The sequence below is a fragment of the Mesorhizobium sp. M0664 genome (assembly GCF_040320565.1).
Classification (GTDB): domain Bacteria; phylum Pseudomonadota; class Alphaproteobacteria; order Rhizobiales; family Rhizobiaceae; genus Mesorhizobium.
Genome location: NZ_JAMYPW010000006.1, coordinates 17,084 through 29,975 on the forward strand (window position 1 = coordinate 17,084; position 12,892 = coordinate 29,975).

A 12,892-nucleotide genomic window follows, 5' to 3' on the forward strand; every position below is an offset into this window, starting at 1 on the left:
GTGACGGTGCGCCGCCAACGATGGGCAGGGGGCGACCGGTATGGCGCGCGCAACACTGATCGGCTTCTCCGCGGTCGCCATGTGGGCGCTGCTGGCGCTGCTTACGGATGCTTCGGGCGCCGTGCCGCCGTTCCTGCTTTCGGCAATCACCTTTACGATCGGCACTTGCGTCGGGCTGGTTGCCCGGCTGTTCATGCCGGCAGCTGATGGCGCCGCGAAGATACCGCGCCAGGTTTGGGCGATCGGCATTGCCGGCCTGTTCGGCTACCACTTCTTCTATTTCACCGCGCTGCGCAATGCGCCGGCCGTCGAGGCCAGCCTGATCGCCTATCTGTGGCCGCTGCTGATCGTGCTGGGGTCGGCGCTGATGCCGGGCGAGCGGCTGGCCTGGAACCACGTCGCCGGCGCGCTGCTCGGCCTTGCCGGCACGGTCCTGATCGTCACCAAGGGCGGCGGGCTTGCCTTCGATGCGCGTTATGCCTTCGGCTATGCAATGGCCGGCGTCTGCGCGGTGCTGTGGTCGTCCTATTCGCTGTTGTCGCGGCGCTTCCCGTCGGTGCCGACCAGCATCGTCACCTGGTTCTGCGCCGCCACCGCGGCACTTTCGCTGGTCTGCCATCTGTTGCTGGAAGAAACGGTGCTGCCCAACGGCGCCGGCCAGTGGCTGGCCGTGCTCGGCCTCGGTCTGATGCCGGTGGGGGCGGCGTTCTATGCCTGGGACATCGGCGTCAAGCGCGGCAACATCCAGGTGCTGGGGGCGGCGAGCTATGCCGCGCCGCTGCTGTCCACCCTGGTGCTGATCACCGCCGGCTTCGCCGAGCCGTCATGGCGCATCCTCGCCGCCTGCGTGCTGATCACCGGCGGCGCGGCACTGGCGGCGAAATCGCTGTTGCTGCGCAAGAGGGCCGCGAGCGAGGCAAACGCGTGATGCCGTTTTCCGGCGGCATCGATGCCAATGCCAATGCGACGCTGCTGTTTTCGCTGGCGGCGGCGGTGATTTACGCGTTCAGCCTCGGCATGCCGCCGCGCCTTTCGCGGTCGGCGGCAAGGACATTGGCGGTGGCGATGCTGGCGGTGCTGGTCGCGCAGCAGGGCGGCCCATGGCTGCTCGTCGCCGCGCTGGGCGCCAGTGCCATCGGCGACGCCTTCCTGTCGCGCGACGGCGAGAAGGCATTTCTTGGCGGCACGGCCAGTTTTCTTACCGCGCATGTGCTTTACGTCGTGCTGTTCCTGCGCGCCGGCAGCGGCCTCGGGCTGCTCTCGGCCGAACCGTGGCGAGGAATTATTGCCCTAGCGATGGCCGTGTTGGCGCTGGCGATGGTTTTCGCGCTCTGGCGCCGCATCGGCCCGGCCTTGCGTTTGCCGATTGGCATCCATGTCGCGGCGTTGCTTGGCATGGGCATTGCGGCGCTCACCCTGAACAGCGTCTGGGTCATTGGCGGCATCGTCCTGCTCATGCTGTCCGACGGGCTGCACGCCGCGGAAAAGTTCCTGCTGCCCGCCATCTCGCCGCATCGCATTTGGGTGCGCCATGGGGTCTGGGCGCTGTATTACGTCGGCCAGCTGGCGATCACGCTGGGTTTGCTGCTGGGCTAAGGTGCCTTAGGCGTTCCCGGCTGCCAGCCTGGTTCGGCCAGTTCGAAGGCGGAGAAATCGAAACCCGGCGCCACGGTGCAGCCGACCAGGGTCCATTCGCCGAGGCTGCGCGCCGACTGCCACCAGCCCGCCGGCACGACGATCTGCGGCCGCTCGCCTGCGGCAAGCGCGGTACCGAGGATCTCCTCGATGACGGGACCGCCTTCTCGGTGTATCGACAGCGCCAGCGGCGCACCGTCATAGAAATGCCAGACCTCGGCCGCGTCCTTGACCCGGTGCCAGGCCGACAATTGGTCCTTCTCGAGGAGGAAATAGATCGCCGTCGAATGGCCGCGCGTGCCTGCCGCGCCGTCGCGAAAGGTCTCGGCATACCAGCCGCCTTCCGGATGCGGCTTCAGGCCGAGCAGGGCGATGATTTCGGCGGAACTGGTCATGACCCTAGCTCCTGGCGCCGCTCAGAAATTGTCCTTGCGCTTGCGGATCTCGGCGAACACTTCGGCGTCGGAGGCGTTCTCGAGGCCGAGATGCCTGCGGATCGCCGGATCGTGCCAGCGCAGGAACGGATTGGTCGACAGTTCCTCGCCGATGGTCGTCGGCAGCGTCGGTTTGCCGTCGGCGCGCAACGCCTCGACTTTCGCGGCGCGCTCTTTCAGCGCCGAATTGGTCGGGTCGACGGTCAGCGCGAAACGGGCGTTGGCCAGCGTATACTCATGGCCGCAATAGACGACCGTGTCGGCCGGCAGCGCCGCGAGCTTCTTCAGGGATTCGTACATCACCGGCGGCTTGCATTCGAGCAGCCGCCCGCAGCCGAGCGCAAACAGCGTGTCGGCGGCGAATGCCACTTTCGACGCCGGCAGATGATAGGTGACATGGCCGGCGGTATGGCCGGGTGTGGCGATGACCTCGATCCGCTCGTCGCCGAGATGGACCACCGAGCCTTGCTCGACAGTTTCGTCGATGCCGGGAATCTTTGCCTTTTCGGCTTCCGGCCCGACAATGCGCAGCTTGAAACGCTCCTTCAGCGCCAGATTGGCCTCGACATGGTCTAGATGGTGGTGAGTGGTCAGGATCATCGTCGGGGTCCAGCCCGTGCGCTTGATCGCCGCCAGGATGGGCGCCTCCTCGGGCGCATCGATGAGCGCCGTCTGGCCGCTTTTCGGGTCGTGCACCAGCACGCCGAAATTGTCGCTGCGGCACATGAATTGTTCGATCTCGACCGGCATCGCATCTCTCCCTTTATTGCCGCAGACATAGGGCGCCTGCCAGCCGATGTCATCTGCCTTTGTTGAACTTGGACTGCTTCGAAGCTACCGTTCCGCGCATGCATTCAGACATTGTCGATCTCCGTTCGTTTTATTCGACCACGCTCGGCCGCCTGGCCGAACGCTCGATCACCATGGCGCTGTCCTCGATATGGGCCGTCGTGCCCAACGAGCGGCTGGTCGGCCTCGGCTACACCTTGCCGTGGCTGGAGCGCTTCGGCAGCGATGCCGAGCGCGTCTTTGCCTTCATGCCGGCAACGCAGGGCGCGGTGGTCTGGCCGGCGACCGGGCCGACGGCGACTGCCCTGGTCTTCGACGAGGAACTGCCGCTGGTCGATTCCTGCATCGACCGCATGCTGCTCGTCCATTCGCTCGAACATGTCGAGAACCCGCGCGAGACGCTGAACGAGATCTGGCGGGTGCTGTCGCCGGCCGGCCGTGTCGTCATCGTCGTGCCCAACCGGCGCGGCGTCTGGGCACGCTTCGAGCATACGCCTTTCGGCAATGGCCGGCCGTTCTCGCGCGGCCAGCTGACCGAATTGCTGCGCGAAGCGAATTTCACGCCGGCGGCGTGGTCCGATGCGCTGTTCTTCCCGCCGTCGCCGCGACGTTTCATGATGCAGTTCCATAATGTGCTGGAACGCGCCGGCCGGCGCTTCTGGCCGATCTTTTCTGGCGTTATCGTTGTCGAGGCGCAGAAGCGGCTCTATCAAGGCGTGCCGGTTGCCCAGCGCGCGTCCCGCCGCGTCTTCGTGCCGGTTCTCTCGCCGCATGGCGCGCCGACGCTTGGCCGGGCTGTCGCGGGCCGGACGTCCGACACCGCCAGGATGACGCGTTCGTGATCCGACGCAGGCTTTTTCTCACCAAAAGCGCGTCGCATTAGACCGGCCTCGTACGACGCGCTTTAGGTTGTTGTTTTATGCATGTCGTTATCGCAAAACCGCTGCACACTTTTGCGCGACATGCATTGTCTGTCGCGGACGGGTTGGCTGCCGGATTGAAGGCATACGCGGTCGATTCTATGACCGGGTTTCAGCATCGCTTTCGAATGCAAGGATCCACTCATGGCTGATCTTCCGGATGTCGAGGCCAGCGCCCAGAAGCTTGCCACGTCGATCGAAGCCAGCAGCCTGCGTGAGCAGCTGGCAACAATCAAATTGGCACTGACCAGCTCGCCAGTGCGAAAACAATTGCTTTGGGCAGCGATCGGCATCGTCGCCGTCATCGTGGCGAGCTCGATCGGGCAGGTTCTGCTCAATCGCTGGAACCAGCCTTTCTACGACGCGCTTGCGCGGCGCGACATGCCGGCTTTCCTGCATCAGCTTCTGGTCTTTGCCGGCATCGCCGGCGGGCTTGTGGTGCTCAATGTCGGCCAGACCTGGCTCGACCAGATGCTCCGCCTGAAGCTGCGCGAGGCGCTGACGCTCGACCTGATCGACGAATGGATGCGGCCGGCGCGTGCCTTCCGGCTGACCCATGCCGGCGCCATCGGCGTCAATCCCGACCAGCGCCTGCAGCAGGATGCCGGGCATCTCTCCGATCTTTCCACCGGTCTTGGCATCGGCCTGCTGCAGTCCTGCATCCTGCTTGCCTCGTTCGTTGGGGTCCTGTGGTCGCTGTCTTCCGGCTTCGTCTTCCACATAGGCGGCCATTCGCTGGCCATACCCGGCTATATGGTCTGGGCGGCGATCCTTTATGCGGGCACCGCCTCCTGGTTGAGCTGGCTGGTCGGGCGACCGTTGATCCGCTTCAACAACGATCGCTATACGCGTGAAGCGGAGCTGCGCTCCTCGGTGGTTCGCGTCAACGAGAATGTCGATGCCATCGCGCTGGCGCATGGCGAGGCCGATGCCAGGCGCCGGCTCGAATTCGATCTCGGCATGGTGCTGGGCGCCATGCGGCGCATCTACAGCGCCCAGATCAATCTTTCCTGGGTTACCGACACCTATGGCTGGATCACTGTCGTCGCGCCGATCCTGGTCGCCTCACCGGTCTATTTCGCCGGCGATATCAGCTTTGGCGGCTTGATGATGGCAGTCGGCGCTTTCAACCAGGTCCATTCGTCGCTGCGCTGGTTCATCAACAATATCGGCGGCATCGCCGATTGGCGCGCTACGCTGATGCGGGTCGCCGACTTCCGCATCGCGCTTGCCGACACCGACGCGCTGCACCATACGGAAAGGCGCATTTCGTTCGGCGAAAACCCGGACGGCAGCCTGACCTTCGAGAAACTCGAGGTCGCCTCGCCGGAGGGATGCACCAAGCTTGCCGAGCCGCATGTCGAAATCCGCGCCGGCGACCGGGTCATGATCACCGGAGATCCGGGCGCCGGCAAGACGCTGTTCTTCCGGGCCATTGCCGGTCTGTGGCCATGGGGCAGCGGACGGATCGGCATGCCGGCCGGAGAAGCGCCGATCTTTGTTCCGCGTACCCCCTATTTCCCGCTCGGCAAGCTGCGCGAGGTGCTCAACCATTCAGACGGCGCGGCGGAGGCGAGCGATGCCGAGATCTCGGAGGTGCTGGCCGATGTCGGGCTGCAACGCCTGTCGTCCTCGCTCGATCGCTCGGCGCGCTGGGAGCGTGAGCTCAGCGACGACGAGCAGCGTCTGCTGGCCTTTGCCAGGCTGGCCTTGCGACGGCCGAAATGGGTGATCATCGACGAGGCGCTGGACGCGTTCGACGGCCCAACGCTGAGGCAAGTGCTGTCGATGCTGGAGAAGCGCCTTCCCGACGCCGCGATCCTCAATATCGGCCGCGGCCAGCACAATGCCCGCTTTTTCCGGCGGGCGTTGACCATCGTCAAGGATGCCGGCCAACCGCCACTCAAGCCGGCCCGTATCAGGGCAGGTGCCATCGAACCGCCCCCGGCGATCGCCTCGACCGGCCGAAAGAAATAGAAGGCAAGCTTTATTTCGCCGCGATCGCGGCGAAAAACTGTCGCGATCGTTTCAGATGGGAACGTTCCGATCGGCCATGCTTGACGCACTCGCCCTGCTCGCCTGCCTTGCCTGCACCCCGGCGGCACCTGCGGCCGCGCCGGCCAATGCAATTGCCGTCGATGTCGAGCTGGTGCTGGCCGTCGACATCTCGCAGTCGATGGATGAAAGGGAGTTTGCCCTGCAGCGCGCCGGCTATGTCGCGGCGCTGCGCCACCCCGACTTCATCAACGCCGTGCGTGCCGGTACCTTCGGCCGCATCGCCATCGCCTATTTCGAATGGGCCGGCACCATCCGCGACGATGCGGTCATTGCCTGGCAGGTCGTCGACAGCAAGGAGAGCGCCAACGCTTTCGCCGACAAGATCGCGGCCCGCCCGTTCAGGAGCTTTCGCGGCACCTCGATTTCCGGTGCTGTGGCTTTCGGCGCCGAGCTTTTCGACGGCACGGCCTTCACCGGCAAACGCCGCGTCATCGACGTCTCGGGGGACGGCCCAAACAACACCGGCTTGCCGGTCACAACGGCACGCGATGCGGCGCTGGCGAAGGGCATCGTCATCAACGGGCTGCCGATCCTGGTCAGCCCGTCACCCACCTTCAGCCATCTCGACCGGTACTATGCCGAATGCGTCACCGGCGGGCCGGGCTCGTTCGTGCTGCCGATCTATGCTGCTTCCGAATTCGCCACCGCCACTCGCCGCAAACTGATCCTCGAGGTCAGCGGCATCGAGTATCCCAAGGTGGATCCGAGGACGATCCGCATCGACGCACCGATCGACTGCCTGCAAGGTGAGCGCGACCGAAGGTTTTTCTCGGACCCCTATTTCCCGGAACTCGACCGATAAGGCTGGCCCAGGGGTAAGCTAGGCTGGTGGCAGGCCGAAGGCCGGGAACAGAGATGGCCCGAGCGGCCCTATGAAGATCGTCAAGGAAGCGATCCCGCCCTCGGCTGCGTCGAACACATGCAGGGAATGGGCCCGCCATTCAGGGCCATCGTGGCTGCGGGAATAAACCCCGACCGCCGGCTGGGCATTGGCGCGGGTGGCCAGCGTGCGGAAGCCGCCAAACCTCGGCCAGACGGTCTCGAAGAAACCGCGGATCGCTTCGCGGCCTTGATACCATTCACGCCAAGGCGGCATGGTGTAGATGGCGTCCTCACGCAGCAGCTCGATCAAGCTGTCGAGATTGGCGGCCTGCCAGGCCTGCATGTAGCGTTCGAGCAGCAGGCCTTCTTCGGGGCTGGGCCGTGATCGGCTGGCCGGCCGTCCCTGAGGATAGCGCGTCGCCAGCGTTGCGCGGGCCCGTTGCAACGCGCTGTTGATCGAAGCCGTCGATCCGCCCAGCAAACGCGCCGTCTCGACAGCCGACCATCCGAGGACGTCGGCAAGCAGCAGCGCGGCGCGCTGCCTGGGCGGCAGATCCTGGATCGCCGCGACGAAGGCGAGCTGGACGGCCTCGCGGCTCTCGTAACGGGCTTCCGGACCTGGCTCGCTGCTGGCAACGTCTGGAAGCTCGGCGTCGGGGTAGGGCTCCAGCCAGGCGATGTCGGCTACGGGCCCGCCTATGGCCGCCCCGTGCGAGGGCTGCCGTCCGGGTTCCCGGAGAATGCGACGCGCCCTCGACCTCGCCTTGATGGCGTTGAGGCAACCGTTGGTCGCGATCATGTAGAGCCAACCGCGAACCGAACCTCGCCCGTCGAACTCCGATCTTGCGCGCCAGGCGCGAAGCAACGTGTCCTGGACGAGGTCGTCGGCCTCGTGCAGCGAACCCATCATGCGATAACAATGCAGCTTGAGCTCGCGGCGATGCGCGGCCGTGACCTTCTCGAAGGCCAGCCGATCGAGGATCGGCTGGCGTGATGGTTCCAGAGGTGGTTGAGCGTCTGTCATGTGGCTTGTGCGGTTACGAGCGAGCGTTGCATTACGCGCCCCTCAGGCGGCCGGGGCAAGCCCGCTACCGCTCACCATGAAGGAACTGCCTTGCGGCTGGCCGGTGGCGAGTGCGACCACCGCCCGTCCGACATCGGCCGGCGTTTGCATGTCGGTCATGGCGGCGATGAAGTCCGCCGGCTGGATGCCCATATAGGCCGCTATGCTGTCGACGCCGGCTTTGCCCACGCCGGTTTCCGGCATGATGCGCATCGGCGCGAGCGCCATGAAGCGCAGGCCGAGGCCAAGCCGGTCGGCCTCCTTCTGGCTATGACCGGCCAGGAACATCTGCATGCGTTTTGCGCCAGCATAGCCGCCGGCGTTCGGTGGTCCGCCGGTCAAGGCCGCGCCGCTGGAGATCAGAACGATCCGGGTCCCCGGCTTGAGCGGACGCCGCAGAGCGGCCCGGCAAAACAGGAACGACGCCTTGACGTCCGTGTCCCAATTTGCCGAGAACGCCTTCCAGTTCTGTTCATGCACCGGCGCAGAAGGCGCCAGCGCACCTGCGCAGATCACCAGTACGTCCGGCTCAAGCGCGGCGAAGACCTTATCCGGGGCGGAGTCCATCGTAGCATCGGCCGCGAGCGTCTTCACGCCCGAGACCTCCCAGGCAAATTGCGCCAGGGCCTGTTTTCCGCGGGCGACGGCCAGCACCGTCGCTTTCTCCTTGAGGGCGGCCTCCGCGATGGAGCGGCCGACACCACGGCTGCCTCCGACGACGACGACATTCTGATTTTGCAACGATCCCATGGATCACCTCTCTATTCCCGGCCGCCGGACCATCCAGGCGCGCTCATCGATAAGGACAGCGCAGGTGGGTGGAAATCATCGGTGCCAGGCGGAAATATCTTTCAGCTGACGGCAGCGGCGCGTCGGTTTTGTATTCAGTGTCATTACCTCGGGGGTAATCGACCTGTGCGCGACGTCTCGGCAAACTGCTCCCATCAAGCCGGTTGTCCGGCCTTCGACCACAAGGAGTTACGCCATGACCGCCTACGCCGTCGCCCATATGCGCCAGGTCACGCCGGGACCGCAGATCGTCGAGTACCTGCACAAGATCGATGCCACGCTGGAACCGTTTGGCGGCCGCTTCGTGGTGCACGGAGGCGAGGTGGAAGTCGTTGAAAACACCTGGCCGGGCTATCTCATAGTCATCGAGTTTCCCAACCGGCAGCAGGCACGTGCATGGTACGACTCGCCCGCCTATCAGGAGATATTGCCGCTGCGTACCGGCAATTCCCGGTCCGACGTGGTCTTCGTTGATGGCGTCCAGCACCCGCACAAGGCCACGGACGTGCTTGAATAGAGGGAATGATCGGGTACAACCGGCGTCTATGGTGCCGCCATCTATCTGGCGGCACCGAATTTGGATCGCGTCTGCATCGGCAGCTTCACCGCCCCTGCAGCACCTTGATCGCGTTGGACATGTCGCCATGCGACAATGCAGCCAGGTAATCCGAGTAGTTGATCCTGCCGTTCGCGAAGCCGTTCATCAATCGCGTGCAGAACGTGTGTTCCAATCCGGCATCCGGGACGTTCATGAGCGCGGCGAGGTTTGCCCTTTCAACCTTGCCGAACCGCATCTTGAATTTGGTCATGCACCGCTGGATCGCCTGCCGTTTCAGCGCCGGGCTGCCGCTCAACGCGACTTGTCCATTCTGGAAATCGGTCTTCGACGTCGTGCATCCGGAAATCAAAGTGGCCGACATCAAAGCTGTTGCTAATACTAACGTCTTCATTGCTTCCCCCAAACCAACCCGTTTGAGACCTGTTAAAGCAACAAAGAATGCCGGGCAACTTCATTGGATTGAAAATTGAAAATATGGTTTCTTGCGCAGGTCTGAGGTTCGTTGCTTCTGCCTGTCAAACCTATCGTTTCAGCAGGAATACCGCCTGCTGGCCGAAAAAGTTCCAGAACCACCAAGGCATGGAGAAGCCGATCCGCTGGCCGTTGGCGTCGAGCGCGGTTGCCTTTTCCACCGTCGCGCCAAGCTCGTCGCACAGATTGACGAAGTCGCGAATGGTGCAGAAATGGATGTTGGGCGTGTCGTACCAGGAATAGGGCAGGTCCTTGGTCACCGGCATGCGGCCGTTGAAGAGCAGCGAAAGGCGCACCCGCCAGTGGCCGAAATTCGGGAATGAGACGATGGCGCGGTTGCCGATCCGGAGCAGTTCGTCGAGCACCAGCTTCGGATTGCGGGTCGCCTGCAAGGTCTGCGACAGAACGACGAAGTCGAAACCCTTGTCGGGATAGAATTGGAGATCCTTGTCGGCATCGCCTTGAATAACCGACAGGCCGCGCGCCACGCATTCGTTGACGCCGCGCTGCGACAGTTCCAGCCCGCGGCCATCGACCTTCTTGGTCTCCTGCAGCAATTCGAGCAGCAGGCCGTCGCCGGAACCGACGTCCAGCACCCGCGACTGCGGCGGGATGAGATCGGCGACGACTTCGAGGTCGACGCGCTGGGCGCGGTTGACGCTCATGCCTTCGGCTCTTGCTCGGCACATGACCCTGATCCGAAAAGCCTGCAACTTTTCGGGGTCATGCGCTGATGCCTGGCACATGGTCCTGATCCGAACAATCCGCAACTTTTCGGGGTCATGCGCCGAGCCCTCTCGCCCGCGCGGCCGAGGCGATGAAGCCCTTGATGGCGGCGAACAGTTCGGGCTCATCGAGCAGGAAGGCGTCGTGGCCGCGGTCGGTCTCGATCTCGACGAACGATACCGAGGCGCCGGCCGCGTTCAGCGCGTGCACGACCGAGCGGCTCTCCTCGGTCGGGAACAGCCAATCGCTAGTGAACGAAACCAGGCAGAAGCGCGTCTTGGTGCCGGCGAAGGCATCGGCCAACCGGCCGCCATGGTCGGCGGCGAGATCGAAATAGTCCATCGCCCGGGTCATGTAGAGATAGGAGTTGGCATCGAAGCGATCGACGAACGTCATGCCCTGATGGCGCAGATAGCTCTCGATCTGGAAGTCGGCATCGAAACCGAAGGTCAGGGCTTCGCGGTCCTGCAGGTTGCGGCCGAACTTGCGGTGCAGCGCTGCTTCCGACAGATAGGTGATGTGGGCGGCCATGCGCGCCACCGCCAGCCCCTTTTCCGGCCGCTTGCCGTGCTCGAAATACTTGCCGCCATGCCAGTCCGGGTCGGCCATCACCGCCTGCCTGCCGACCTCGTGGAAAGCGATGTTCTGCGAGGAATGGCGGGCGCCGGTGGCGATCGGCAGCGCCGAGAAGACGCGCTCGGGATAGCTCGAGGCCCATTGCAGCACCTGCATGCCGCCCATCGAGCCGCCCAGCACGCTGAACAGCTGTTCGATGCCGAAATGCTCGACCAGCATCAACTGCGCCCGCACCATGTCGCGGATGGTGATGATCGGCAGGTCGAGCCCGTAGGGCTTGGCGGTGGCGGGATTGGTCGAGGCGGGGCCGGTGGAGCCGAGACAGCCGCCGATGACGTTTGACGAGATGACGAAGAAACGGTCGGTATCGATGATCTTGCCGGGACCGATCAGCACTTCCCACCAGCCCGGCTTGCCGGTCACCGGATTGGTGTTGGCGACGTGCTGGTCGCCGGTCAGCGCATGGCAGACGAGGATGGCGTTGGAGCGCGCGTCGTTGAGCGTGCCATAGGTCTGGTAGGCAATCTGGAACGGCGACAGCAGCGTGCCGGCGTCGAGCTTGAGCGGCTTGTCGGCGCCGAAACGCAACACCGGGCTCGACGGCTGGTCGGCCTCGTTGTTGGTTTTTCGCGCGCGCAAAGCGACCATCACATCTCCTTGCCCGGCCTTCAGTTGTCCACCGGTCTGGCAACAAAAAACCGGCCATGCCTTCGCAAAGCCGGTTACAAGATGCAAACGGCCCTTTAGCAAGTTGTTTAACGTGGCTGCAAGCCGACCGGCCAAATCACCACGGAACTGTAGCCGTTCTTCTATGACTCGCGCATGGCTTCGTCAACGGCAAGTTCTTGATCCCGAATTGCCGCCCCTCGACATTCCGGGCCACGGCTTGTATTTCCGCTGCGGCTTCCGGATGGAGGCACTCTCGACGGATTTCATGAAATGAGCCAGACACCGGATCAGACACGTCCAAAGCCCCGCGCCGGCATCATGGACATCGAAGCCTATGTGCCCGGCAAGAGCGCGGCGCCTGAAGGTGTCGCCAAGGTCCATAAATTGTCGGCGAACGAGAACCCGCTCGGCCCTTCGCCAAAGGCGATAGAGGCCGCGCGCGCGGTCGCCGACAAGCTCGCGGTCTATCCCGACGGCAGCGCCAGGCGCCTGAGGGAAGCGATCGCCGAGGTGCACGGGCTCAACCCGGCGAACATCGTCTGCTCCAACGGCTCCGACGAGATTCTGGGCCTGCTGGCGCAGACCTACCTCGCGCCCGGCGACGAAGCCATCATCACCGAACACGGCTTCATGGTCTACAAGATCTACATACAGTCGGCCGGTGCCGTCCCGGTGACGGTCAAGGAGACCGATGAACGCGCCGATATCGATGCGATCCTCGCCGCGGTGACGCCGGCTACCCGGATCATCTTCCTTGCCAATCCAAACAATCCAACCGGCACCTACGTGCCGTTCCAGGAGGTGCGCCGCCTGCATGCCGGCCTGCCGCGAAACGTGCTTCTGGTGCTGGATGCAGCTTACGCCGAATATGTCCGGCGCAACGATTATGAAGCCGGCGTCGAGTTGGTGGGCAGCGCGGAAAACGTGGTCATGACCCGCACTTTCTCCAAATTGGGCCTGGGCGGGGCGCGGATCGGCTGGATGTATGCGCCAATGCACGTCATCGACGCGATCAACCGCGTGCGCGGGCCTTTCAACGTCAATGCAACGGCAATCGAGGCCGGCATCGCGGCGATCCACGACCGCGCCCATATCGAACGCAGCGTCGCGCACAACGAGACCTGGCTGGCCTGGCTGAGCGAGCAACTAAGCGGGCTCGGGCTGCGGGTGACGCCGAGCGTCGGCAATTTCATCCTCATCCACTTTCCCGAGGACAAAAGGCATTCGGCGGCGGCCGCCGACGACTACCTCAGTGCGCGCGGCTACATATTGCGGCGCGTTTCCGGGTACGGTTTTCCCAACGCGCTGCGCATGAGCATCGGCACCGAAGAGGCCAATCGCGGCGTTGTCGCAGCACTCGCGACATTCCTGAAAAGCTAGA

15 protein-coding genes and 1 riboswitch are annotated in these 12,892 nt (G+C 64.1%); of the genes, 8 read left to right on the forward strand and 7 right to left on the reverse strand.

The window, feature by feature from the left end:
• The first annotated feature begins 40 nt into the window (after positions 1 to 40).
• The gene (gene yddG, locus NKI39_RS10030) at positions 41 to 928 is read left to right on the forward strand and encodes an aromatic amino acid exporter YddG (protein WP_352831635.1); all 888 of its coding nucleotides are present in this window, start codon (positions 41 to 43) and stop codon (positions 926 to 928) included.
• Positions 928 to 1,596: a lysoplasmalogenase family protein gene (locus NKI39_RS10035; RefSeq protein ID WP_352831637.1), complete on the forward strand. Its 669-nt coding sequence runs from the start codon at positions 928 to 930 to the stop codon at positions 1,594 to 1,596. Before yddG ends, NKI39_RS10035 begins: the two co-directional genes overlap by 1 nt.
• Here the strand turns inward: NKI39_RS10035 and NKI39_RS10040 are convergent.
• Both NKI39_RS10040 and gloB read right to left on the reverse strand, forming a co-directional pair.
• Entirely contained in the window at positions 1,593 to 2,030 is a 438-nt protein-coding gene (locus NKI39_RS10040; protein ID WP_352831639.1) for a cupin domain-containing protein, read from the reverse strand. The genes NKI39_RS10035 and NKI39_RS10040 overlap by 4 nt on opposite strands.
• 21 nt (positions 2,031 to 2,051) lie before the next feature.
• A complete protein-coding gene (gene gloB / locus NKI39_RS10045) occupies positions 2,052 to 2,819 on the reverse strand; it encodes a hydroxyacylglutathione hydrolase (RefSeq protein ID WP_352831641.1) in 768 nt (255 codons plus the stop codon).
• 98 nt (positions 2,820 to 2,917) lie between these two features.
• On the opposite strand from gloB, the gene NKI39_RS10050 reads away from it, so the two are divergent.
• The 3 genes from NKI39_RS10050 to NKI39_RS10060 all read left to right on the forward strand — a co-directional run bounded on the left by NKI39_RS10050 (position 2,918) and on the right by NKI39_RS10060 (position 6,638).
• The gene (locus NKI39_RS10050; RefSeq protein ID WP_023677904.1) at positions 2,918 to 3,700 is read left to right on the forward strand and encodes a class I SAM-dependent methyltransferase; all 783 of its coding nucleotides are present in this window, start codon (positions 2,918 to 2,920) and stop codon (positions 3,698 to 3,700) included.
• A 222-nt stretch (positions 3,701 to 3,922) separates the two neighbouring features.
• Positions 3,923 to 5,755 carry an ABC transporter ATP-binding protein/permease gene (locus NKI39_RS10055; protein ID WP_352768121.1) on the forward strand — a complete coding sequence of 611 codons (1,833 nt, stop codon included), beginning with the start codon at positions 3,923 to 3,925 and terminating at the stop codon, positions 5,753 to 5,755.
• Between the two features lie 76 nt (positions 5,756 to 5,831).
• Positions 5,832 to 6,638, forward strand: coding sequence for a DUF1194 domain-containing protein (locus tag NKI39_RS10060; protein WP_352616064.1), 807 nt, complete (start codon positions 5,832 to 5,834; stop codon positions 6,636 to 6,638).
• Between the two features lie 18 nt (positions 6,639 to 6,656).
• On the opposite strand, the gene NKI39_RS10065 is transcribed toward NKI39_RS10060, so the two are convergent.
• Together NKI39_RS10065 and NKI39_RS10070 are read right to left on the reverse strand one after the other, a co-directional pair.
• Complete coding sequence (locus NKI39_RS10065) at positions 6,657 to 7,682, reverse strand: RNA polymerase subunit sigma-70 (protein ID WP_352831644.1); 1,026 nt, start codon at positions 7,680 to 7,682, stop codon at positions 6,657 to 6,659.
• A 42-nt stretch (positions 7,683 to 7,724) separates the two neighbouring features.
• On the reverse strand, positions 7,725 to 8,471 hold the full coding sequence (locus NKI39_RS10070; protein ID WP_352683094.1) for an SDR family NAD(P)-dependent oxidoreductase: 747 nt from the start codon (positions 8,469 to 8,471) through the stop codon (positions 7,725 to 7,727).
• 235 nt (positions 8,472 to 8,706) lie between these two features.
• On the opposite strand from NKI39_RS10070, the gene NKI39_RS10075 reads away from it, so the two are divergent.
• A complete protein-coding gene (locus NKI39_RS10075) occupies positions 8,707 to 9,027 on the forward strand; it encodes a DUF1330 domain-containing protein (protein ID WP_352540204.1) in 321 nt (106 codons plus the stop codon).
• 85 nt (positions 9,028 to 9,112) lie between these two features.
• Here the strand turns inward: NKI39_RS10075 and NKI39_RS10080 are convergent, their stop codons facing one another.
• Positions 9,113 to 9,319 (reverse strand): hypothetical protein, encoded by a 207-nt coding sequence (locus NKI39_RS10080; RefSeq protein WP_352483502.1) that lies wholly within the window; start codon positions 9,317 to 9,319, stop codon positions 9,113 to 9,115.
• Between NKI39_RS10080 and NKI39_RS10085 the strand changes: the two genes are divergently transcribed.
• Positions 9,318 to 9,539, forward strand: coding sequence for a hypothetical protein (locus tag NKI39_RS10085; RefSeq protein WP_352616055.1), 222 nt, complete (start codon positions 9,318 to 9,320; stop codon positions 9,537 to 9,539). The two genes, NKI39_RS10080 and NKI39_RS10085, sit on opposite strands and share 2 nt — an antisense overlap.
• 51 nt (positions 9,540 to 9,590) lie before the next feature.
• Here the strand turns inward: NKI39_RS10085 and metW are convergent, their stop codons facing one another.
• On the reverse strand, positions 9,591 to 10,205 hold the full coding sequence (metW, locus tag NKI39_RS10090; protein ID WP_352471435.1) for a methionine biosynthesis protein MetW: 615 nt from the start codon (positions 10,203 to 10,205) through the stop codon (positions 9,591 to 9,593).
• A gap of 115 nt (positions 10,206 to 10,320) precedes the next feature.
• Positions 10,321 to 11,490 carry a homoserine O-acetyltransferase MetX gene (metX, locus tag NKI39_RS10095; RefSeq protein WP_292661143.1) on the reverse strand — a complete coding sequence of 390 codons (1,170 nt, stop codon included), beginning with the start codon at positions 11,488 to 11,490 and terminating at the stop codon, positions 10,321 to 10,323.
• 75 nt (positions 11,491 to 11,565) lie between these two features.
• Positions 11,566 to 11,643, reverse strand: a riboswitch (SAM riboswitch).
• 138 nt (positions 11,644 to 11,781) lie between these two features.
• Here metX and hisC point away from each other — a divergent pair.
• Positions 11,782 to 12,891, forward strand: a complete 1,110-nt coding sequence (gene hisC, locus NKI39_RS10100; RefSeq protein ID WP_352831646.1) for a histidinol-phosphate transaminase — start codon at positions 11,782 to 11,784, stop codon at positions 12,889 to 12,891.
• The last annotated feature ends 1 nt before the right edge of the window (position 12,892 follow it).